28 protein-coding genes and 1 pseudogene are annotated in these 19,682 nt (G+C 41.0%); 9 read left to right on the top strand and 20 right to left on the bottom strand.

What is annotated here, in order from left to right:
- The first annotated feature begins 394 nt into the window (after window positions 1–394).
- Window positions 395–814, top strand: coding sequence for an HIT family protein (locus tag CS060_RS05450; protein ID WP_035050541.1), 420 nt, complete (start codon window positions 395–397; stop codon window positions 812–814).
- Between the two features lie 39 nt (window positions 815–853).
- Here the strand turns inward: CS060_RS05450 and CS060_RS05445 are convergent, their stop codons facing one another.
- A complete protein-coding gene (locus CS060_RS05445) occupies window positions 854–1,687 on the bottom strand; it encodes a peptidylprolyl isomerase (protein ID WP_035050543.1) in 834 nt (277 codons plus the stop codon).
- 165 nt (window positions 1,688–1,852) lie between these two features.
- Here CS060_RS05445 and CS060_RS05440 point away from each other — a divergent pair, with 165 nt between their 5' ends.
- A complete protein-coding gene (locus CS060_RS05440; protein WP_009362001.1) occupies window positions 1,853–1,945 on the top strand; it encodes a YjcZ family sporulation protein in 93 nt (30 codons plus the stop codon).
- Window positions 1,946–1,980: 35 nt separating this feature from the next.
- Here CS060_RS05440 and CS060_RS05435 read toward each other — a convergent pair whose 3' ends face one another.
- On the bottom strand, window positions 1,981–2,160 hold the full coding sequence (locus tag CS060_RS05435) for a hypothetical protein (protein ID WP_035050545.1): 180 nt from the start codon (window positions 2,158–2,160) through the stop codon (window positions 1,981–1,983).
- Between the two features lie 137 nt (window positions 2,161–2,297).
- Between CS060_RS05435 and CS060_RS05430 the strand changes: the two genes are divergently transcribed.
- Window positions 2,298–2,639 carry a YhaI family protein gene (locus CS060_RS05430; RefSeq protein WP_035049868.1) on the top strand — a complete coding sequence of 114 codons (342 nt, stop codon included), beginning with the start codon at window positions 2,298–2,300 and terminating at the stop codon, window positions 2,637–2,639.
- Here the strand turns inward: CS060_RS05430 and CS060_RS05425 are convergent.
- Complete coding sequence (locus CS060_RS05425) at window positions 2,619–3,218, bottom strand: HTH-type transcriptional regulator Hpr (protein ID WP_180271060.1); 600 nt, start codon at window positions 3,216–3,218, stop codon at window positions 2,619–2,621. The two genes, CS060_RS05430 and CS060_RS05425, sit on opposite strands and share 21 nt — an antisense overlap.
- A 133-nt stretch (window positions 3,219–3,351) precedes the next feature.
- Between CS060_RS05425 and yhzF the strand changes: the two genes are divergently transcribed.
- Window positions 3,352–3,534, top strand: coding sequence for a membrane protein YhzF (gene yhzF / locus CS060_RS05420; RefSeq protein ID WP_099668754.1), 183 nt, complete (start codon window positions 3,352–3,354; stop codon window positions 3,532–3,534).
- Between the two features lie 44 nt (window positions 3,535–3,578).
- Here yhzF and CS060_RS05415 read toward each other — a convergent pair whose 3' ends face one another.
- The 3 genes from CS060_RS05415 to CS060_RS05405 form a co-directional block, all read right to left on the bottom strand.
- Complete coding sequence (locus tag CS060_RS05415) at window positions 3,579–4,100, bottom strand: tryptophan transporter (protein ID WP_035049863.1); 522 nt, start codon at window positions 4,098–4,100, stop codon at window positions 3,579–3,581.
- Window positions 4,101–4,198: 98 nt separating this feature from the next.
- On the bottom strand, window positions 4,199–5,275 hold the full coding sequence (gene serC / locus CS060_RS05410; RefSeq protein ID WP_035048754.1) for a 3-phosphoserine/phosphohydroxythreonine transaminase: 1,077 nt from the start codon (window positions 5,273–5,275) through the stop codon (window positions 4,199–4,201).
- 106 nt (window positions 5,276–5,381) lie between these two features.
- Window positions 5,382–5,549 (bottom strand): sporulation YhaL family protein, encoded by a 168-nt coding sequence (locus tag CS060_RS05405; RefSeq protein ID WP_035048753.1) that lies wholly within the window; start codon window positions 5,547–5,549, stop codon window positions 5,382–5,384.
- 121 nt (window positions 5,550–5,670) lie between these two features.
- Between CS060_RS05405 and CS060_RS05400 the strand changes: the two genes are divergently transcribed.
- Window positions 5,671–5,856 (top strand): YhzD family protein, encoded by a 186-nt coding sequence (locus CS060_RS05400; protein WP_012575827.1) that lies wholly within the window; start codon window positions 5,671–5,673, stop codon window positions 5,854–5,856.
- Window positions 5,857–5,875: 19 nt separating this feature from the next.
- Here CS060_RS05400 and CS060_RS05395 read toward each other — a convergent pair whose 3' ends face one another.
- The 5 genes from CS060_RS05395 to CS060_RS05375 form a co-directional block, all read right to left on the bottom strand.
- Window positions 5,876–7,336 (bottom strand): coproporphyrinogen III oxidase, encoded by a 1,461-nt coding sequence (locus tag CS060_RS05395; protein ID WP_231563630.1) that lies wholly within the window; start codon window positions 7,334–7,336, stop codon window positions 5,876–5,878.
- A gap of 108 nt (window positions 7,337–7,444) precedes the next feature.
- Window positions 7,445–8,305, bottom strand: a complete 861-nt coding sequence (locus tag CS060_RS05390) for a Cof-type HAD-IIB family hydrolase (RefSeq protein WP_035048752.1) — start codon at window positions 8,303–8,305, stop codon at window positions 7,445–7,447.
- Between the two features lie 71 nt (window positions 8,306–8,376).
- Window positions 8,377–8,721 carry a YlbF/YmcA family competence regulator gene (locus CS060_RS05385; RefSeq protein ID WP_035048751.1) on the bottom strand — a complete coding sequence of 115 codons (345 nt, stop codon included), beginning with the start codon at window positions 8,719–8,721 and terminating at the stop codon, window positions 8,377–8,379.
- 63 nt (window positions 8,722–8,784) lie between these two features.
- Window positions 8,785–9,894, bottom strand: coding sequence for a DUF445 domain-containing protein (locus CS060_RS05380; protein WP_035048750.1), 1,110 nt, complete (start codon window positions 9,892–9,894; stop codon window positions 8,785–8,787).
- A gap of 40 nt (window positions 9,895–9,934) precedes the next feature.
- Window positions 9,935–10,228 carry a hypothetical protein gene (locus CS060_RS05375; protein WP_257211121.1) on the bottom strand — a complete coding sequence of 98 codons (294 nt, stop codon included), beginning with the start codon at window positions 10,226–10,228 and terminating at the stop codon, window positions 9,935–9,937.
- Between the two features lie 97 nt (window positions 10,229–10,325).
- Between CS060_RS05375 and CS060_RS14110 the strand changes: the two genes are divergently transcribed.
- The 3 genes from CS060_RS14110 (at window position 10,326) to CS060_RS05365 (ending at window position 12,649) form a co-directional block, all read left to right on the top strand.
- Complete coding sequence (locus tag CS060_RS14110; protein WP_162471116.1) at window positions 10,326–10,475, top strand: hypothetical protein; 150 nt, start codon at window positions 10,326–10,328, stop codon at window positions 10,473–10,475.
- A 68-nt stretch (window positions 10,476–10,543) separates the two neighbouring features.
- On the top strand, window positions 10,544–11,425 hold the full coding sequence (locus CS060_RS05370) for a PucR family transcriptional regulator (RefSeq protein ID WP_035048739.1): 882 nt from the start codon (window positions 10,544–10,546) through the stop codon (window positions 11,423–11,425).
- Window positions 11,426–11,536: 111 nt separating this feature from the next.
- On the top strand, window positions 11,537–12,649 hold the full coding sequence (locus tag CS060_RS05365) for an ABC transporter ATP-binding protein (protein ID WP_035048736.1): 1,113 nt from the start codon (window positions 11,537–11,539) through the stop codon (window positions 12,647–12,649).
- 29 nt (window positions 12,650–12,678) lie between these two features.
- Here the strand turns inward: CS060_RS05365 and CS060_RS05360 are convergent, their stop codons facing one another.
- Complete coding sequence (locus CS060_RS05360; RefSeq protein ID WP_099668753.1) at window positions 12,679–12,921, bottom strand: hypothetical protein; 243 nt, start codon at window positions 12,919–12,921, stop codon at window positions 12,679–12,681.
- A 225-nt stretch (window positions 12,922–13,146) separates the two neighbouring features.
- Between CS060_RS05360 and CS060_RS05355 the strand changes: the two genes are divergently transcribed.
- A complete protein-coding gene (locus CS060_RS05355) occupies window positions 13,147–13,347 on the top strand; it encodes an alpha/beta-type small acid-soluble spore protein (RefSeq protein ID WP_003395655.1) in 201 nt (66 codons plus the stop codon).
- 40 nt (window positions 13,348–13,387) lie between these two features.
- Here CS060_RS05355 and CS060_RS05350 read toward each other — a convergent pair.
- The 8 genes and pseudogenes from CS060_RS05350 to tenI form a co-directional block, all read right to left on the bottom strand.
- Window positions 13,388–13,552, bottom strand: a pseudogene (locus CS060_RS05350) (ectoine/hydroxyectoine ABC transporter ATP-binding protein EhuA); the annotation flags it as partial.
- A gap of 103 nt (window positions 13,553–13,655) precedes the next feature.
- Window positions 13,656–14,921 (bottom strand): hemolysin family protein, encoded by a 1,266-nt coding sequence (locus tag CS060_RS05345; RefSeq protein WP_099668752.1) that lies wholly within the window; start codon window positions 14,919–14,921, stop codon window positions 13,656–13,658.
- Window positions 14,922–15,192: 271 nt separating this feature from the next.
- Window positions 15,193–15,981, bottom strand: a complete 789-nt coding sequence (gene thiD / locus CS060_RS05340; protein ID WP_035048731.1) for a bifunctional hydroxymethylpyrimidine kinase/phosphomethylpyrimidine kinase — start codon at window positions 15,979–15,981, stop codon at window positions 15,193–15,195.
- A 5-nt stretch (window positions 15,982–15,986) separates the two neighbouring features.
- The gene (locus CS060_RS05335; protein WP_035048730.1) at window positions 15,987–17,003 is read right to left on the bottom strand and encodes a MoeB/ThiF family adenylyltransferase; all 1,017 of its coding nucleotides are present in this window, start codon (window positions 17,001–17,003) and stop codon (window positions 15,987–15,989) included.
- Window positions 17,003–17,770: a thiazole synthase gene (locus tag CS060_RS05330; protein ID WP_035048728.1), complete on the bottom strand. Its 768-nt coding sequence runs from the start codon at window positions 17,768–17,770 to the stop codon at window positions 17,003–17,005. The genes CS060_RS05335 and CS060_RS05330 overlap by 1 nt, the downstream gene beginning before the upstream one ends.
- A gap of 1 nt (window position 17,771) precedes the next feature.
- Window positions 17,772–17,975, bottom strand: coding sequence for a sulfur carrier protein ThiS (gene thiS, locus CS060_RS05325; protein WP_035048727.1), 204 nt, complete (start codon window positions 17,973–17,975; stop codon window positions 17,772–17,774).
- A complete protein-coding gene (gene thiO, locus CS060_RS05320) occupies window positions 17,959–19,080 on the bottom strand; it encodes a glycine oxidase ThiO (protein ID WP_035048726.1) in 1,122 nt (373 codons plus the stop codon). The genes thiS and thiO overlap by 17 nt, the downstream gene beginning before the upstream one ends.
- Window positions 19,068–19,682, bottom strand: a complete 615-nt coding sequence (gene tenI / locus CS060_RS05315) for a thiazole tautomerase TenI (RefSeq protein WP_035048725.1) — start codon at window positions 19,680–19,682, stop codon at window positions 19,068–19,070. The genes thiO and tenI overlap by 13 nt, the downstream gene beginning before the upstream one ends.

Below are 19,682 nucleotides of genomic sequence, written 5' to 3'. Positions count from 1 at the left end.
CATCATTATTTTTTATTTTAACAAATGAATAATGAAAAGAAAAACGGGTTATGATAAGTAGCGAAGAGGGACAAACAAGTAGCAAGTAGCAAGTCGCAGTGAGCAACAAAGCAAGTTCAAGAAAACGATGAAATGAGGTGTCTACGGGCCGCACATTAGCTAGCCTGTAACAACGAAAACACTCCCTGAAAAAGGGGATGGTCATCTTGAACAACGTCGTACTCACAAACGCGTAACTGACTCTACTCGTAAATGAGGTGTTCCCAAAAGACACGTAATCATGAAGCTCCCTCTTCAATGGGCAGGATGCGATGCGCATCCTGCTCTTTCCGTTTTTCGAAACGACAATCGTGTGGTAAAATAAAGACAAAATGGAAAGAAAGGTGGCGTCATCATGAGCGACTGTATTTTTTGCAAAATTATAAGCGGCGACATTCCTTGTGCAAAAGTATTTGAAAATGATCATGTCATTGCCTTTTTAGACATTAGTCAAGTGACGAAAGGGCATACGCTTGTCGTACCAAAAGTACATAAAGAAAATATTTATGAGTTAACACCTGAGCTTGCCCAACGTGTATTTGAAGTTGTTCCTACAATCGCCAATGCGATTCGTGAACAGTTTTCCCCAGAAGGCATCAATATTTTAAGCAATAACGGGGAAATTGCAGGCCAAACGGTTTTTCATTATCATATGCACATCATTCCACGATACGGTAAAGGTGACGGCTTCGGGGCGGTATGGAAATCAAATCAAAGCAACTATACGTTTGATGACTTGCAACATATTGCCACACAAATCAAACAAGCCCTGTAAAAAGAAGGTGTCCGCATGGGACACCTTCTTTCGTCATTATTACTCGCTCTTTAACGCATCTTTTAACGATTTATCTTTAATGTCTACATTTGCTTCTTTCATCAGTTTGTCAAGCTTCGATTGTACTTTCGATGTATCAAGTTTGCTCTTTTTCACTTCGAATTCAATTTCTTCTTTCATTTCATCAAATGACTTTTTCTTTTCTTTATCCGTTACTTTAATGATATGGTATCCAAATTGTGTTTTAACTGGATCACTAATTTCACCGACGTTTAGGGCATACGCTGCCTTTTCAAACTCTTCGACCATTTTCCCTGGTCCAAACCAGCCTAAATCGCCACCATTTTGTGCCGAACCTGTATCTTTCGAATATTCTTTTGCTAATTTCGCAAAGTCTTCACCTTTTTCTAGCTTTCCTTTAATTTCTTTTGCTGTCTTTTCATCGGCGACTAAAATATGACTTGCTTTCACTTTCGGCTTATATTCATTGTAATATTTTCTCAACTCTTCATCTGACACTTTAATATCTTCCATCGCTGCTTTTTGGCGCAACAAATCAAGTTTGACCATGTCTCGAATTGCTTCTTCTCCATTTTGTTGCACCGCTAAATCATATTGCATACCGTACATCTCTTTTAAATTTTCGATTTCCTTATTTAGCTCCTCATCCGTTACTTTAAACTTTTTGCTTAACACTTTCTCATGTACAAGATCGCGTAACACATCTTTGCCGTAACGTTCTTTCATTTCGTTGTACAATTCTTCTTTTGTAATGTTGCCTTCCTTCGTTTCGACGACAACATCCGATCCGTTATTACAAGCCGAAAGCGCAAGCATCGCTGCTGCCGACATGGCAACTGTCCATTTTTTCATGTTCTCACAACTCCTATCTATAAATGTACACAAAACATACTATACCATATTTTTTCCGAAAGCTAAAATAAAGCAAAACTGCGCCCATACCTTTTTGCCCCTTTTGACATACAATACATTGTCAAAGCGTCGCAACGCCTTCATATACGAAAGGAGGTGTCGTCTATGGGTGCAGGAGTAGGATATGCAAATGGATTTGCGTTAATCGTTGTGTTGTTTATTTTATTAATTATCGTCGGAGCTGCTTGGTTATACTAAAAGAAAAAAAGCTGACAGGGACGCTGTCAGCTTTTTTACGCAAACAACACTTCGATGTAGGAAGAAATAAGTAAAATCGTAATAAGGACATTAATTGTACGAAATACTTTTGGCTGTTTCTCTTCTGGAATTTCTTTTTGAATACAAAGAGTATTTGTTAGCTGATTAATCATGAAAAGGACAACTGTCGCAAGGGGTATGAAGTAAAGCGCCAAACCGTTCCCCTCCTGTTTTTATGTATTTACTCCCCTACTTTACAACGATTTTTTTGATAAATCAACAATCGACATTTCATTTATACAACTATTCCTGTAAAATAATACACATAATCACATTAAAGGAGTTTCGAAAGATGAGCATCGAACAACGCATTGAAAAACTCGAGTATTATTTCTCACTCATGTTGGACATGATCGCACCGGAAAAAAAGCCGTTTTACTCACTCGTCATCCGCTATGGCTTGACGAAAGAGGAAGTGGAAAGTATATTACACCTTTGCGAACAATTAAGCGAGCAATATAAACAACAAAAAGAGGAAGGTTTCGTCATCTTCACCTCGCTTTTTACACAGTTTGCGAGTGCGCTTCATCCGAACCTTCCACTTGCCGAGACGATTGACGCGTTAAAACAACAACAGCTATTCGTTCCGCTTATGGCAGAGTTTCAACGTTTATTACATACGCTCAACGAATGAAGCTACTTCTTCTTTTTGCTCATCTTTCTTTTTTAACTTCCCATTTTCTTCAACAAACTCTTGTTCAATGTTTTGAAAAGAACGTTCGAAAATTTCCATGAAATCATCCCCGTACACATTCCGGATCATACACATGATTTCTAACATTTCTGGAAATTTACCGTACAATTCATATAACGGTTGAATTCCTTGAAGAACAGACGTCCGTTTCGGATCATATGACTCCATTAATTTTAATAAAATCTCTTCTCCTTTTTCCGTCAGTTCAATGTACGTATTTCGCTTATCATCTTCTTTTTTCGAAAACGACAACAATCCACGTTCCTCTAATTTTTTTGAGAAATTAAATGCTGTCGATACATGCATAACGCCAAACTTTGCGATTTCAGAAATGGAAGCCCCTTTTAAATGGTAGGCAATCCATAAAATATGATGCTCGTTAATGTTTAAGTCAAACGGTTTAATCCATTGTTGCCAATCTTTTTCGATTGATTTCCACAATGCTTTACTTAATTGGGCAACTCTTTGACTAAATAACATTGCCTCTTTAACAGAATAATGTCGTTCCGTGCTTTTCATCTCTCCACCCACTTTTTCATATTTCCTTCTTTTTTCTTTTATTATGCCAGTAAAACAATAAATAATAAAGTATTAAATATTAGAATTTTTTAATAAATTTAAATATATACTTTTCGAATTAGGAGGAACAAACATGATCATCGCGACGGCGACGATTGGGTTAATTTTTTTATATTTGACGATTGCCACGTTTTCTATGTTGAATAAAGCGCGCATGTATCCACCAAAAAAAATGTTAAAGCAACGCATAAGCGTGTTTGGAAGTCTTGCTATTTTTTTTATCGCTGTAACTCTTTTGCTCATGCGTATGCAGTAAGAAAGATATAAGGAAAACCCGACCATAAACGATCGGGTTTTTTATTATTGTTGCGGAACGGTATATGTTCGTCTCATCAGCGACTGTACGATCGGATAAATGACGATCATCGCAATCGTATTGACAAACGCTGTCGGAATGACAACAGCGACGAACAGTCCGCCAAACGTTGCTCCCCCTGGCAAACCAACAACCGCTAGAGCAACGGCCAAGAACGTCGCACCTGAAATGAACGTACCTACAGCAGTAAGCAATGCCGCTTTCACTGGCGTCGCTTTCGCCTTTAGTAACGTAAACAATCCGAAAAAGAGTGTAGCTGTCACGACTTTATCAACGACGTTCGGGATAAATCCTCCTGGGAAACTCGTTGTCACTCCAGAAATGATGCCTGTAGCAATCGCTAACAAACTAACCGCTGTTTTGTTCGGAAAGAGCATAATGGCTAAAAACATCATCGTCAACATCATATCGGGCTTCATCCCGAAGAAAAACCCCGGAATGACCGCGTGCAACACCGCACCAATACCTACAAAAAGCGACAACAATACTAACGTTCTCGTATTCATTTCTCATCTCTCCTCATCTCATTCTTTTCTCTTCTCAGCTTGTAAACAAGTTTAACAATATTATAGCACTTTAAAGTGTCAAGGTAAAATAAAAATTTTCAAAAAATATTTTTTCGGAACGTTTCCATAAACTGTACAAGCGCTTCACACGCTTCCATATCAACTGCGTTGTAAATAGATGCTCGACAACCGCCAACTGAACGATGTCCTGCTAATCCAATGAATCCTTTTTCTTTTGCTTCCGCTAAAAACTTCTTTGTAACCTCCTCATTCGGCAACGTAAACGTTACATTCATATGCGAACGGCTTTCTTTTTTTGCATGCCCTTTGTAAAATCCTTCACTTTCATCAATACAACGGTACAACATCGCAGCTTTTTCCGCATTTTTCTTTTCGATCGTTTGAACACCGCCTTGTTCCTCTACCCATTCGAGCACGAGCGATAACATATAAATGGCAAACGTCGGTGGGGTGTTATATAACGAACGGCTTTCGCTATATGTGCGATAGTTTAACATTGTCGGCAAATGATCGTCTCCTTTTGCTAACAAATCTTTCCGCATGATGACAACCGTCACGCCTGAAGGACCTAAGTTTTTCTGTGCCCCTGCATAAATAAGAGCAAAACGACTTACATCAATGTCGCGACTTAAAATATCGCTCGACATATCCGCAATTAAATCAACAGATACGTTCGGAAATTCACGCCATTGTGTTCCTGCAATCGTGTTGTTTGATGTAATGTGTAAATACGCGGGACGCTCGGACAATTCGATATTCGTCGGAATATATGTATATTTTTCTTCTTTCGACGAAGCTGCAACGTGCGTTGTTCCTACTTTTTTCGCTTCTTTCATCGCTTTATCCGACCATGAGTCTGTTAACACGTAATTGCCGACTTCCCCTTCTTTCAACAAGTTCATCGGCACCATCGAAAATTGCAAACTTGCTCCTCCTTGTAAAAAAAGCACATCATGCGTATCAGGAATGTTCATTAGTTTGCGCAACAACGTTTCTGCGCGCTCATGTACCGCATCATACTCTTTGCTTCGATGGCTCAGTTCCATGACAGACATACCTGTTTGTTGAAAGTTGAGCAATTCTTTTTGCGCTCGCTCTAACACGGCTAGCGGCAAAGCAGATGGTCCTGCGTTAAAATTGTACGCTCGCTTCACGCTTTTCTCCCCCTCATATGTGTGATTAATAATATATATCCTAACACGAAACACGAAAAAATGAAGCGAAATTTTTATGAATTTTTAAAAAAAGAAAAGACCTTGTTTATTCCAAGGCCTTTTGGCGTTGCTCGCGCGCTTGCCGAATGCGCTCCATATACACTTCTCCTTCTTTTTCTAATAACTTTTCATCTATTTTCTTTTCTTCTCTTGCTGTGCGAATCGCCATATATCCGCTAATAACAATACCTGCAAGAAGCAATGTAATAAGCATGTGCATCCCCCTTTAAGCTTGTCTTACTTTACACATATGCAGACAAGCGAAAAAATAGACGTATAAAAGAAGGAAATGCTTATGAAGGAGCGAATATATGCGAAAGAAAGGGGTTGGGAAGATGAAAACATATACGCTTACTGTTTTTGAAAAGACAGGTGAAAAATTGCTTGATGAAACATTTACTGCCGCAAACGATGACGAAGCAAAACGAATCGGCGAGCAAAAATTAAAAGAAAAACAATTTGAACATAAAACGCATCGCTGTACAACATCGAGCGGCAAATTGATTTTATTCCATCGATAAAGCCCCGATCGTCTCGGGGCTAAAATAATTGTTCCATCATTTTTAATTTTTCGTTTGTGTAATGTTCGTAATTTTCGTTATACGCTTTCGGTTCTTTCGGGTTCGCAAAATGCGTAATTGCTTTTGTTTCTGGATGCACGAATTTGCTCGATGCTCCACATCCTAACCCGATAATTGACTGTTGCTCCTCCATGATCATAATGTTATAAATGCTTTCTTGCCCCGGCAAAGCGTAACCGACGTTTTCTAAATTGCCGAGAATATTTTTTTGACGATATAAATAATATGGCACATAACCTTTTTCCTTCGTCCATCGTTCCGCCCGCTTCATCATTTCATTAATTTCATCACGATCCGCTACTTTATACTTTTCTTTATTTTTCGTCATTTCCGACGCGCGCTTAAACGACAACGTATGCACCGTTAACGACTCCGGCATAAGTTTTTCTGTTTGTGCCAGCGTATAATCAAACTGCTTTACACCTTCTCCCGGCAAACCGATAATTAAATCCATATTAATATTGTTCATCCCTGCCTCGCGAGCAAGATGAAATTTTTCAATCGTCTCTTCAACCGTATGATGACGTCCAATCGCTCGCAACGTTTCTTGAATATATGATTGCGGGTTAATGCTTATACGGTCAATGTTCCATTTTTTCAACACCGCCAGCTTCTCCGGTGTAATCGTATCAGGCCTTCCGGCTTCAACTGTAATTTCACGTACACGTTCAACGTTTGGGAACACGCGATACATGTGCGCATATAGTGCATCCATTTCCTCTGCCGTAATGCTCGTTGGCGTGCCGCCACCGTAATAAATAGTCGTAATCGGAATGTTACGCTCTTTCAGAAACTTTCCAATTCGCTCCATTTCGTAATGCAATCCGAATAAAAACGAATCGACAGACCCTTGTTTCCCTTGAATCGCATAGGCTGGAAACGTACAATACGCACATTTCGTTGGACAAAACGGAATACCAATATAAATGCTCACTTCTTTCGATAAATCGTACAAATCCGGCACAACCGTCAACTGACGATCGACAATTTGTTGCATAAGCTCAATTTTCTCGTCCGTCACTAAATAATCTTCGCGCAATGTGCGATGCGCTTCTTCTTTCGTGAAACCGGAACGTAATTTTTGATGAAGTAACTTTACCGGACGAACGCCTGTTAAAATCCCCCACTGTTGCACAACGCCTGTGTATTGCTGTAATAGTGATAAATATATATACGAAACCGCATGTTTTACTTGCTTCATGCGTCCTTTTTCTTCTTCTGTCTTCCATGATCGTTCATAATAAGCTTCATACGTGCGACCATGTTCATGTTGCAACGTACCACTAACAACGAGCCGATCTCCTTGTTGTACAGCAATCGTCACACGCACATTCGCCTCTTCTGTCGGTACGAAAGAGATCGTTGGCTCCTCAAAAAATAAACCTGTAATCACCTCAAGGGAACGTTGAAAACGATCCATCGGCTCAAGTCCGCAAATATGAATATGCAATGAAATCACCTTTCGCCTCAAAGTATTAAACTCATTTAAGTGTACAGAAGAAGCGAAAAGCTCGTCAAGAAACGGAAATTATTTTTTCTCTATTGTACGAATTTGCCGTAAAAACTGCGGACGATGTTGTTTGCGAAAATGTTCTTTAATCATATACGCGACACCAAGCTGTTCGTTTGAACGTGTCACCCAGTCGGCAACAGCTTTTACCTCTTTTGGAGCATTCCCCATCGCAACGCCAAGACCAGCCGCTTCAATCGCTGGTATATCATCCAAATGGTCACCGATGACGACCATTTCTTTTAACGAAATGCCAAGTTCACTTCCAAGACGAATTAGCCCGTTTAGTTTTGAAACGTTTTTTGGCAGTAATTCAATTTTTCCATCACTAACGCTGAAAGAAACGTCTGGAAATGCATGTGTGATCGTTTCAACAATTTCATCACATTCGTCTTCATTCGAGTAAAACACATCGATTTTCATCACATCCATCGGATCGTCGCGCAACACATCACTTAACGAATCAACAAATTGTGCTGGATAAAAAAACGGATCCCCCAAAATCGTTTTCGCAATCATGTTGTTTTTTATTTTTTTTCGATTTCCGATCGAATACCGTTCGTGAAGCAAGCGAACGTTGCAGTTGAAATGCTCAAGCACGTGTACAATATCAAATGTTTTTTGAGCCGGAATAACCGCCTCATATAACTTTTCTTCTAATGACTTGGCAACGAGCCCACCTTGAAACGTTACTAAATACGAATCTAGCTTCAACGCCTTCGCTACTTTTTTCGCTGATAAAAAGTTTCTTGACGTCATCAAAGTCACATACACATCTTTTTTCTTCACAAAATCGATCGCTTCTTTCGTTTTTTTCTCCAACTTGCCATTCGATTTTAATAATGTTCCGTCAATATTTAGCGCAAGTAATTTATACATAAACGTCCCCCCTCGATGTCGTGGCTTCATTCATACGTATGACAAGGGTATAAAAAAAAGAACACCCATTTTTATGAGTGTCCGTCATATAGCTCGTCAATTGGCCGAATCATCGCAGTCATCGCTTGGGCGAATAACTCGTTTAAACGTTCTTCGGCATGAATGAGCCGTGCAATGTTTTCATTCATCTCTATAACGTGCAAATGTTGCTGGAGCAATTCTATATCTGCATCGCTTACCGGCAATCCGCTCATTTGCTTTTGTTGCATTTGTTTTTGCAACGTGCGAAACCTAGCAAATAATTGGTGCGCAGTCGGATCGCGTTGCACTTGTTCGTAAGCTCGGCGAAGCTCCGCAAACGGCTCACTTGTGCGAATCGCTTCCGAAAGTCCGTGAATGGCTTGAAGGACATCCATGCGACACACTCCTCTCATTTTTCCCTTTCTTTTTACACTATGAGCGAAGCGGCCGCTGTATGTCTACATTTGAACGAAAAACGTGATACAACCTTGAATGAGCCCGATCATCCCACCTAGCAAGGCGCCTAAATACGTAATCATTTTAAATTCACGGCGCGAAATCGTTAAAATCATTTCTTCTAGCCGTTCGACTGAAAACGATGCGACTTCTTCACGAACGATATCTTGCAAATGAAGTCGTTTCATCCATTGCTCGATGCGTTCGGAAGCAAATTGTAAAAGAAAAAGAACGAGCGTCGGTAATGAATGTCGCACATAAGGTGCAACGAGTGCACCAAGCGGTTTTTGGAGCGGCTCTTGTACAATGGATGCGGTGAGACGTTTCACCCATGCGACGATTTTTTCTTGATCGATTATTTGCTCCACCTCATTTATACGCATCTCCTTCACTTTTTCCCATTCGTTTATGAATAGTTGCACGAGCAACAGCTTTGCACCATCGCTTTGTAAAAATTTCACGATTTCCGGGCGAATTTTGTCCGCTAAGCTGACGTTGCCAAGAAACATTTGAATCATATTGCCAAACATGCCGCGGCTTTGTAAAAATTCATTAATCATACGTTCAATTTGACGTTCTCCTTGCTCACTCTCTACATACGTGCGCAAACGGAGCAATAAGCGATCGACAATCGAAGGAATAGCATGATCTATTTTTTGTAATACCTCAATTGGAATGATTTCATGAAGCGGACGTTGACGATATTGCGACATGAACGTTTTATATTTCGTTTCTATCCACATCTCTGCCGTTTGTTTCGGATCTGGCATACCGAATTGCTTCAGCCATTGTTCAACAGTTCGATCTGATTGTAGCCATTTTTCTACTTCTTCTTGCACGTAGTTCGTCATATCTTGAACGAACGATGGATCGTTTAATTTTCGACGCAATCCTTCCGCTGTTAATAAATGTTCTACAACCATACGTCCAAGTTGTTCCGCTAATTCCTCTCTCCGTTTCGGAATAAGTCCAGGTGTAAACGGCAGTCTTTTTCCTGCAATATATATCGGACGATACGGCCGAAAAAGCATTTTAATCGCAAGGGAATTTGTCATCCCTCCAATAAATGCTCCAACCACGATCATAAACAATAAATAAAGAAAAAGCCCCATAATGATCTCCCTTCTGCCAATAAGCTTTTCTAACCATTCATTATAGGGCTTGTCCGTTATGAGTGCAAACGTGTGATAACTGTTTGTGCAACTGTTTTAAACATTTGCATAACAATAGCCGAAACACTTCTCGCTCTGTCGCATGTTCAGATGCGAACCATGCTTCTTTATATATATTCATTTTCTCAAACTGCTCGCGCCATTTCTCTTTTGTTTCTTCCTGTTTTCTCTCCCATTCTTTTCCCATATGCAACACATATAAATAACGAATAAGCGCTTCTTCCTCTTCATCTAAATCGTAATTCGTCAATGCATGTAAAAGCTGAACAATCATCATTTTCACCTCTCGTCATGAATATATGTACGCACAACGTGAATGATGTATACTTTTTTTCCGTTCATACAAAATAATGAATAAGGGGGCATGTATGATGAAAGAACGCGATAATTATGAATGGGACATCGATCGTATGATCAATGAAGGCATGGCGGGAGGCTATGTATATTCATGCCATCGCGCCACAAATATTGAAGAAGCGCGTGATGTACAAACGGAACAACCACCACATGAAGTGAAATAAAGCGGCGAGCATTTTCTCGCCGCTTTTTGTATAATGATCGTGATGGGAGACGAAAGGAATGGACATACATGTTAGAAAAATTACAAGCATATTATCGAGATGCGCTTGTTGAATATGGACAAGTGAATGAACGAGATGCGTACGAGTGGTTTTCTACAGAACATGGTGAGCTTTTCGGTATCAAAAAAGAAATGCTCACACAAAAAGAACGTGCGCTATTAGCCACATTGTTTACACCGTATGAAGCAGTGACTACTTGGATGAACAAACAACAACAAGCATGGTATCGCTTTTTAATTCAAAACGATAAACAAGCATTTGAACAATTACCTTCCTCGACATATACGCGCTTCATTTACTTTTACATACAAAAAGGAACGGTGGACTCACACGATTTTATGGAAGCGATTCAATCGCTTTTTCCTTATGACGTGACGATCATTTCCGAAACAGAACAATGCTTTATCGTCATTGAACAACAAGAAGAAAACGTTGCTTCTACTTTGTCTGAGCTGATCGATACGTTATGTAGCGATTTTTACATTCAATTGCGGACATATATTGGGCAAAAGTGCCCACATACTGTTGAACTTGCGCACATGTTCCTTGCCGAAAAACGATATTTTCAAGTTGCCATAACGCATAAGCCCGAACAACGCGTCTACTGCATCGAAGACGTCTTTCCTCTTTTGCTGATCAACAATGAGGACATCACGTATGCGATGACGTTTTTGCAACCGATTAAGCAAGACCCCGATATAGTTAAAACGATGAAGACGTTTTTTGAATGCAATTTAAACGTTTCTCTTGCGGCAAAAAAGCTTCATATGCACCGCAACAGCTTACAATACCGCATTGATAAACTGATCGAAAAAACAGGGATTGATATAAAGCAGTTTAAAGGAGCACTAACTGTGTATTTAGCGATTTTACTTTATGAAAGGCACTAGGCACATTGCCCGAAAACGTTTTCTTTTTTTGTGCACGATGTCCATTTACCGTTCGTTGATTTTTATATATGCTTAAATCAAATGAAATCGATTACATGAGGAGGCATATACATGGCTGAGCTTCGTTTAGAACACGTGTATAAAATTTATGACAACAACGTAACCGCTGTAAAAGACTTTAACTTACACATTCAAGATAAAGAATTTATCGTATTCGTCGGTCCATCCGGTTGCGGAAAATCAACAACACTTCGCATGATCGCAGGTCTTGAAGAAATCTCAAAAGGTGATTTTTACATTGATGGGAAACGAATGAACGATGTAGCACCAAAAGATCGTGACATCGCGATGGTATTCCAAAACTACGCGCTTTATCCACATATGAGCGTATATGACAACATGGCATTTGGATTAAAATTACGCAAGTTCCCAAAAGATGAAATCGACCGTCGCGTTCGGGAAGCTGCGCGCATTCTCGGTCTTGAGCAATATTTAGATCGTAAGCCGAAAGCATTATCAGGCGGTCAGCGCCAACGCGTGGCATTAGGACGTGCGATTGTGCGCGATGCGAAAGTGTTTTTAATGGACGAGCCGCTTTCAAACTTAGATGCAAAATTGCGTGTACAAATGCGTGCGGAAATCGCAAAACTTCATCAACGTTTAGGCACAACAACCATTTATGTTACACACGATCAAACGGAAGCAATGACGATGGCGACACGCCTTGTCGTTATGAAAGATGGCGTCATCCAACAAGTTGGAACACCAAAAGAAGTATATGAAAAACCAGAAAATATTTTTGTCGGTGGATTTATCGGTTCACCAGCGATGAACTTCTTACGTGGCGTCCTACAAGATGGCGTATTCGTAATCGGCGATGTGAAAATTGCCGTGCCAGAAGGAAAAATGAAGGTGCTTCGCGACCAAGGTTATGTGGGCAAAGAAGTCATTTTAGGTATTCGTCCGGAAGACTTCCATGACGAGCCTGTATTTCTTGAAGCGTCACAAAACACAAAAGTAAGCGCTCATGTGGAAGTCGCAGAATTGCTCGGTGCAGAAATTATGGTATATTCGCAAATTAGCGGCCAAGAGTTTGTCGCACGCGTTGATGCACGCACAGACGTCAAAGCAGGACAAACAATCGACCTTGCGTTAGATATGAATAAAGCACATTTCTTCGACGTCAACACAGAATTACGTATTCGTTCAAATAGTGAAAAATAATAACAGAGCCCGTTCATTTGAGCGGGCTTTTACTCTTGAATAAAACGAACAACATCGTCATCACAATCATCACAATGAAACAAATGAACGCAGACGTGTTGTTTCCTCGTATGTGCATAACCATCAACCATTTTCATCATATCTGCATCCATATACGGACTATAATCGTCAAAATAATCTGTTAATTTTCCTTCATCTTTTAATTTTTCTCCACATTGCTCACAATAAAAAACGATTGCTCGCAAACCGTTGCATAACGGACAAATGTGCATATTCATCCCTCGCTTCGTGATTTTCCATTATCTTTCCCACTACACAAAAAATTACCACATAAAAAAAAGAATAATAAAATGTTTTTTCCCCAAAATAGTAGTACAAACAAGCAAACAACATTCGATGGGTTAAGCCAAGCTTGGCAGCGTGAAAATCATCACGCGTTGCTGGTGCAAATCCAGCTAACCCAACCATAAAAAAATGTAACGAGGAGATGATTGAATATGGCAAACACAAATCAATTATTAGTATACGGTGCACAACAAGCAATTGATCAAATGAAATACGAAATCGCTCAAGAATTTGGTGTAAACCTTGGACCAGATGCAACATCACGCGCAAACGGTTCAGTTGGTGGCGAAATTACAAAACGCCTTGTTGCAATGGCACAACAACAATTAGGCGGATCTTACACAACTAAATAACATGGCTAAAAACCCCCAAGCGATTCGCTTGGGGGTTTTACTAAATACGTTGTAAAAACTGACGCGTTCGTTCATGTGTTGGATTTGTAAAAATTTGCTCCGGATGACCACGCTCAATGATCATCCCTTCATCAAAAAAGATCACTTCATCAGCAACTTCACGAGCAAAGCGCATTTCATGCGTCACAACGACCATCGTCATTTTTTTATCATAAAAAACCATATTAACCTTATATGTTTTTACGATTATTCAGCGTAATGGAAGTTGACATCTTCGTCAACAAAAAAAGGAGCGAATCGCTCCCTTTTTACACATTTTCCACAATCGGTTCACGAATGCGAACGAGCACTTTGCGAATACGGCGGTTTTCCACTTGGCGAACAGTGACTGTTAATGATTCGTATTCAAACGATTCCCCAACGGTCGGAATGCGTTCAAACATTTCAAACACCCACCCTCCAAGCGTATGAGAAGAACTTTCTAATTCATCAATTCCTAAAATGTCACAAAACTCATCAAGCGGTAATTCGGCATTAAATTCATATTCGTAATCATTGATTTTTTGGAACGTTTTCACCGCTTCATCATGTTCATCCCATATTTCTCCGACAATTTGTTCTAAAATATCTTCTAACGTAATCAATCCCGATGTGCCGCCAAACTCATCGATAACGATCGCCATGTGTACTTTACTTTTTTGCAATTCAGGCAGCAACGTAGAGATGCGCATCGACTCAACGACAAATAGTGGCGTGCGCAACAATTGGCGCACGTTTACTTCTTTTCCTTGTACGAGTTGACTGAAAAAGTCGCTTTCCGACAAAATGCCGATGACGTTATCAATATCTCCTTCATATACAGGAACGCGCGAATATCGTTCACGTAAAAAAATGTCGCGAATTTCTTCAACGGGTTGATTCACTTCTACTGCGACCATATCGATACGCGGCGTAAAAATTTCACCAACTAAAATGTCGTTAAAATCGAGCGAACGATGGACGAGTTCTTTCTCTTTATTATCAATTACCCCTTCTTCCTCACTTAAATTGACCATGACTTTAATTTCTTCCTCGGTCACAGAAGGTACATCTGCTTGATGGCCAACGAATTTCGATACAAGTTTTTTTAACATGACGAGCAATGCTGTAACAGGAGTAAATAGTTGAATTAACATATACAGCACATCGGAAATAAGAAGTGAAAACGACTCCGCATGTTCTTTCGCCAATGACTTAGGCAACACTTCGCCAAAGATTAAAATTAAAATCGTCATGCCAACTGTGCTAATGACAAGACCTGTGCTGCCGCCAAACAGATCTGTCGCCACTTTGGCAGAAATGGACGCTGCGGCAATGTTCACGATATTATTCCCAACTAAAATGGTAGAGAGGGCTTCATCGAAGTTTTCTGCAATATATAGTGCTTTTTTACTACCACGTCGCTTTTCATCCACATAGTTTTTCAAGCGAATTTTATTGACGCTCGAAAACGCTGTTTCTGAAGCTGAAAAAAAAGCAGATAACAAAATTAAAGCAATGAGTAAAAAAATTAAACTCAGAGGTAAATCTCCCAATGAACATTCACACTCCTAATCGGATGATTTTATGAAAATATATATTCATCATACCAAATTTACATGAAAAAGAAAACGACCACACATATGTGCAGTCGTTCGTCACGATTCGATTAACGTCGTCCCGATAAAAAAAGTTAATAGTAGCACGTACGTAATGTTTAATGTAATTGAAAGTTCTTCCATCTCGTTCGTCCCTCCAGCAACATATTCCCCATTTCTATTTTAACAATGAGAGGAACGAATATGTTTGTCAATGGTGTGAACATTTTTACTCATAAAGCGCCCAATGGTTTGTCGGACCGTGTCCACTGCCAATGTGTAGCCCTTGTTCGACAGCAGCTTGAATAAATCGTTTTGCGACATCAATCGCTTCATATATCGTTTTTCCTTTCGCCAGTTGCGCGGTGATGGCGGCAGCAAACGTACAACCTGTGCCGTGCGTATGTTTCGTTTCAATCCGCTCGCTTTTCCATTCGTAAAATCGTTCACCGTCGTATAACAAGTCAACTAGTTCGCTTCCTTCGGCGTGCCCACCTTTCATGACGACGTACCGAACGCCCAGATGATGAAGCTTTTTTGCTGCCTCTTTTCGCTCCTCTAACGTTTCAATTCGCATATTCGTTAACACTTCCGCTTCTGGAATGTTTGGCGTTAACACATAAGCAAGCGGCAGCATGTGACGTTTGAGCGCTTCAATCGCTTCTTGCTTTAACAACGGGGCACCACCTTTTGCAACCATGACCGGATCGACGACGATGCGCGTCCATCTGTATTGAGCCGTTTTTTGAGCGACTAATTCAATAATTTCATGGCTGAATAACATTCCCGTTTTTACCGCATCAGGCGACAAATCAACGGCAATCGAATCGATTTGCTTTTCAACCGCTTCAACAGGGAGCGGATATATCCCTTGTACACCGAGCGTGTTTTGCGCAGTAACTGCAGTAATGGCTGACATACCAAACACATGTAATTGATGAAATGTTTTTAAATCCGCCTGAATGCCCGCTCCCCCGCCACTATCTGAACCAGCAATCGTCAACGCTTTATACACCATGTCCCTCACCCCAAATATTGATAATATAAGCGCTTTGCTTCTTGAACATCATTTGTGCCATGAATCAATACACGCCCATCGGAAAAAACAACAAAGCGATGTGAATTGACCGTAAATGAAAATAAATAGTCGTTTTGTTCCACTTGAATTCCACGTTTTGTTAAAAATGAAAGGAGCGTTGTCCACTCTCGCTCTCCTCGATGTGCAGGACGAATTTGTACAGTTTCCCGCCCACACAACACCGCAAATTTCGTTTCATTTTCGTATTGGAGAGCTGGATATGTCCGCTTTGGTCCACACGATGGACAATCGTCTTTTTTTAACTTATGCACATCGATCATGTGATATTGTCCGTGCCATGTATCAAATGAAACAAGTTTCCGATTCACTTGAGCATGTACGCATATTTTTAACGCTTCCGCCGTTTGATGCGCAACAACCATATGAACGACAGGACTAATAATCCCAGCGGTATCGCACGTGGCAACACCAAACGGCACATCTTCAAGCAAGCAACGTAAACACGGTGTTTCATTCGGGATTACCACATAGCTTAATCCATAACTACCTACACATGCCCCATAAATCCACGGCACATCATACTTTTGCGAAACGTCGTTAATGATCATACGCACGTCAAAATTATCGGTACTATCAATGATCACATCGGGACGATGACGCCCAACAATATGTTCAATCAATCGGGCGTCCGCATCCGCGACAATCGGTTCAACAACGACGTCGCTATTGATCGCTCGTAAATGAACAGAAGCCGCAATCGCTTTCGGCAATCGTTTCGCCGCATCTTCTTCCGTATATAGCTGTTGGCGTTGCAAATTGCTCCACTCAACATAATCGCGGTCAACAATCGTTATTTTCCCAATCCCTGCACGTACAAGCGTCTCTGCATTTGCCGCTCCAAGCGCTCCTGCACCAATAAGGAGCACATGTTTTTCACGAATGGATTGCTGCCCTCTTTCTCCGATTGGTGCAAACAATTGTTGGCGTGAATAACGATCCATTAGACGATGCTCATCCCTTCGCTTGGGCTACTCGCTGTTGCATATTTCTTTTTCGGAATGCGTCCCGCTTCGTACCCAAGTCTCCCTGCCTCAACCGCAAGCTTCATCGCTTTCGCCATTTTTACGGGATCTTTCGCAGAAGCAACAGCTGTATTTAACAATACTCCATCTGCACCTAATTCCATTGCCAATGCCACATCAGCTGGACCGCCAATGCCTGCATCAATAATGACGGGAACAGTTGCTTGTTCAATAATGAATTGCATGTTTAACGGATTCATAATACCTTGTCCTGAACCGATCGGTGAGGCGCCGGGCATAATCGCATGGCAACCGAGTTGTTGCAGCCGTTTCGCTAATACGACATCATCTGATGTGTACGGTAAAACAATAAATCCTTCTTCTAATAACATTTCTGTTGCTTTCAACGTCTCGATCGGATCAGGCAACAACGTTTGATCGCATCCAATCACTTCTACTTTCACCATATCACAAAGCCCAGAAGCTTTTGCTAAACGGGCGATGCGCACCGCTTCTTCCGCTGTTTTCGCCCCGGCTGTATTCGGTAGCAGTTTATATTTTGTTATATTTATTTTTTCTAAAAAATTCGGCTGATCGGGTGCAAAAATGTTCATTCGTCGCACCGCAAACGTTAAAATTTCTGCCCCCGACGCTTCAACCGCTTCTTTTTGAATATCGATGTTCGGAAATTTCCCTGTGCCAAGCAATAAACGAGATTGAAATGTATACGGCCCGATTTGTAACATATTATCCTCCCCCTACAAAATGGACGATTTCAATGCGGTCACCGTCCGCAATGGCTGTATGCTCATATTTCTCTTTCATAATAATGTTCGCATTGACTTCAACGATCGCGATCTTTTCATGAATGCGAAAATGTTGTAACAGTTGAGCGACAGTACGAATGTGAGCTGGCAAATCAATCATTTCACCGTTAATGATGCAACGCATGCCCCTCCCCCTTTCTTGTTAGCGAAAACGGTGTTATATCAAATGGAATTTCTTTTCTTTCAATCATATCACTTACAATTCTTCCTGTGATGGCGCTTAACAAAATGCCGTTACGATAATGCCCTGTCACAACGAATACGTTCTCATATTGTGGATGTGCTCCGATATAAGGTGTGCTATCTTTTGTTTGTGGGCGAATGCCTGCCCACGCTTTTTCAAATGTGGAATGAGCGATAGCCGGAACGATTTGCATCGCACGCGCTAGCAAATGCTGTACGCTACATGTTTGCACCGTTTTGGCAAACGAATGCGCGATGGCGCTAGCTCCGATTACAAGTCGATTGTTCGCTTTCGGCACAATATAACAGCCGTTTTTCGCAAATACTGTCGTTTGTAAAAGCGGTGTTTCTGTCGTAACCGAAACACATTCTCCTTTGACCGGATACATATGTAGCGATAACCGCAACTTTTCAGCTAACATTGGCGTCCATGCACCGCACGCGATGACGATATGTTCAGCATATAACGTTCCGCTCGTCGTTTTCACTCCTACAATACGTTCCCGTTCGAAAATAAAATCGTACACTTCCGTATACGGTAAAACACGGGCTCCTTTTGCCATTGCTCCATGAGCAAACGCGACTGATAGTTGTTTCGCGTTCACTTGTTGATCAATCGTGTACATCGCACCATATTCATTTCGTACATTTCGTTCAATGTCCGCCACTTCTTTCGATGTTAACCAGCGGACGTGCTGTGTTTGTATGCGCCTCCAAAATTCATAATGTTCCGTTAATTTTTCGTACTCTTCCATTGTTGTCGCCAGCTTTAACATTCCCGCTTCATTCCATCCGACTTCAATATTTGTTAGCTCTCTCAGTTCGGCAATAACGGTTGGAAATGCCGCTTGGCTCGCCAAAGCAAGCGGGATGAGCGGGTGATCTGCCGAAAACTCGGAATGTGCACCAAGCATCCCAGCTGCTGCCGATGATGCTTCTTGCGCTAACTCTCCCCGTTCAATGACAACGACTGATGCTTCTCTTTTCGCTAACTCAAAAGCGATGCTGCTGCCGATAATGCCTCCCCCAACAATTAAAACGTCCATGTATTGGCCCCCATTTGTTTCCGATATCGTTGAACCATATGTAGCGGATCATCCGCCTCAAACACCGTCGACATGACGGCAATTCCTTTCACTCCCGTCATGAACACATCACGAACATGGAAAGGTTTAATGCCTCCAATGGCAACGACAGGAATGCGTACGTGACTTGTCAACTGACGCAACGATGAAAGCCCGCGCGGCTTCCGTCCTTCTTTACAATTCGTTTCGTATATATGTCCGAAAATGACGTAGTCCGCTCTTTCATTTTCCGCTTGTTTTGCTTCTTCCAACGTATGAACAGATCGACCGACATGCAAAGATGGAAACTTCTCTTTTATTCGTTTGGGAGACAGGCTATGATGAGCGAGCTGAACGCCGCCAACACCATAAACGACAGCGACGTCCACTCGGTCATTGACGATTATTTTTTGTTGTGGAACACTTGCTTCAAGCAACTTTTCCACAATCATACCTATCTCTTTCGCTGAGCGATGCTTTTCACGAATATGAATGTAATCCACATATGAATGGACAAGCGATGAAATATGAACAAACGTTTCAATTGACTGGTTTCCTGTTGAGATGAGATGAAGTTCCCTCAT

The organism is Anoxybacillus flavithermus (genome assembly GCF_002742685.1).
Classification (GTDB): Bacteria; Bacillota; Bacilli; order Bacillales; family Anoxybacillaceae; genus Anoxybacillus; species Anoxybacillus flavithermus_E.
This window is presented reverse-complemented; position numbering and strand designations above follow the sequence as displayed.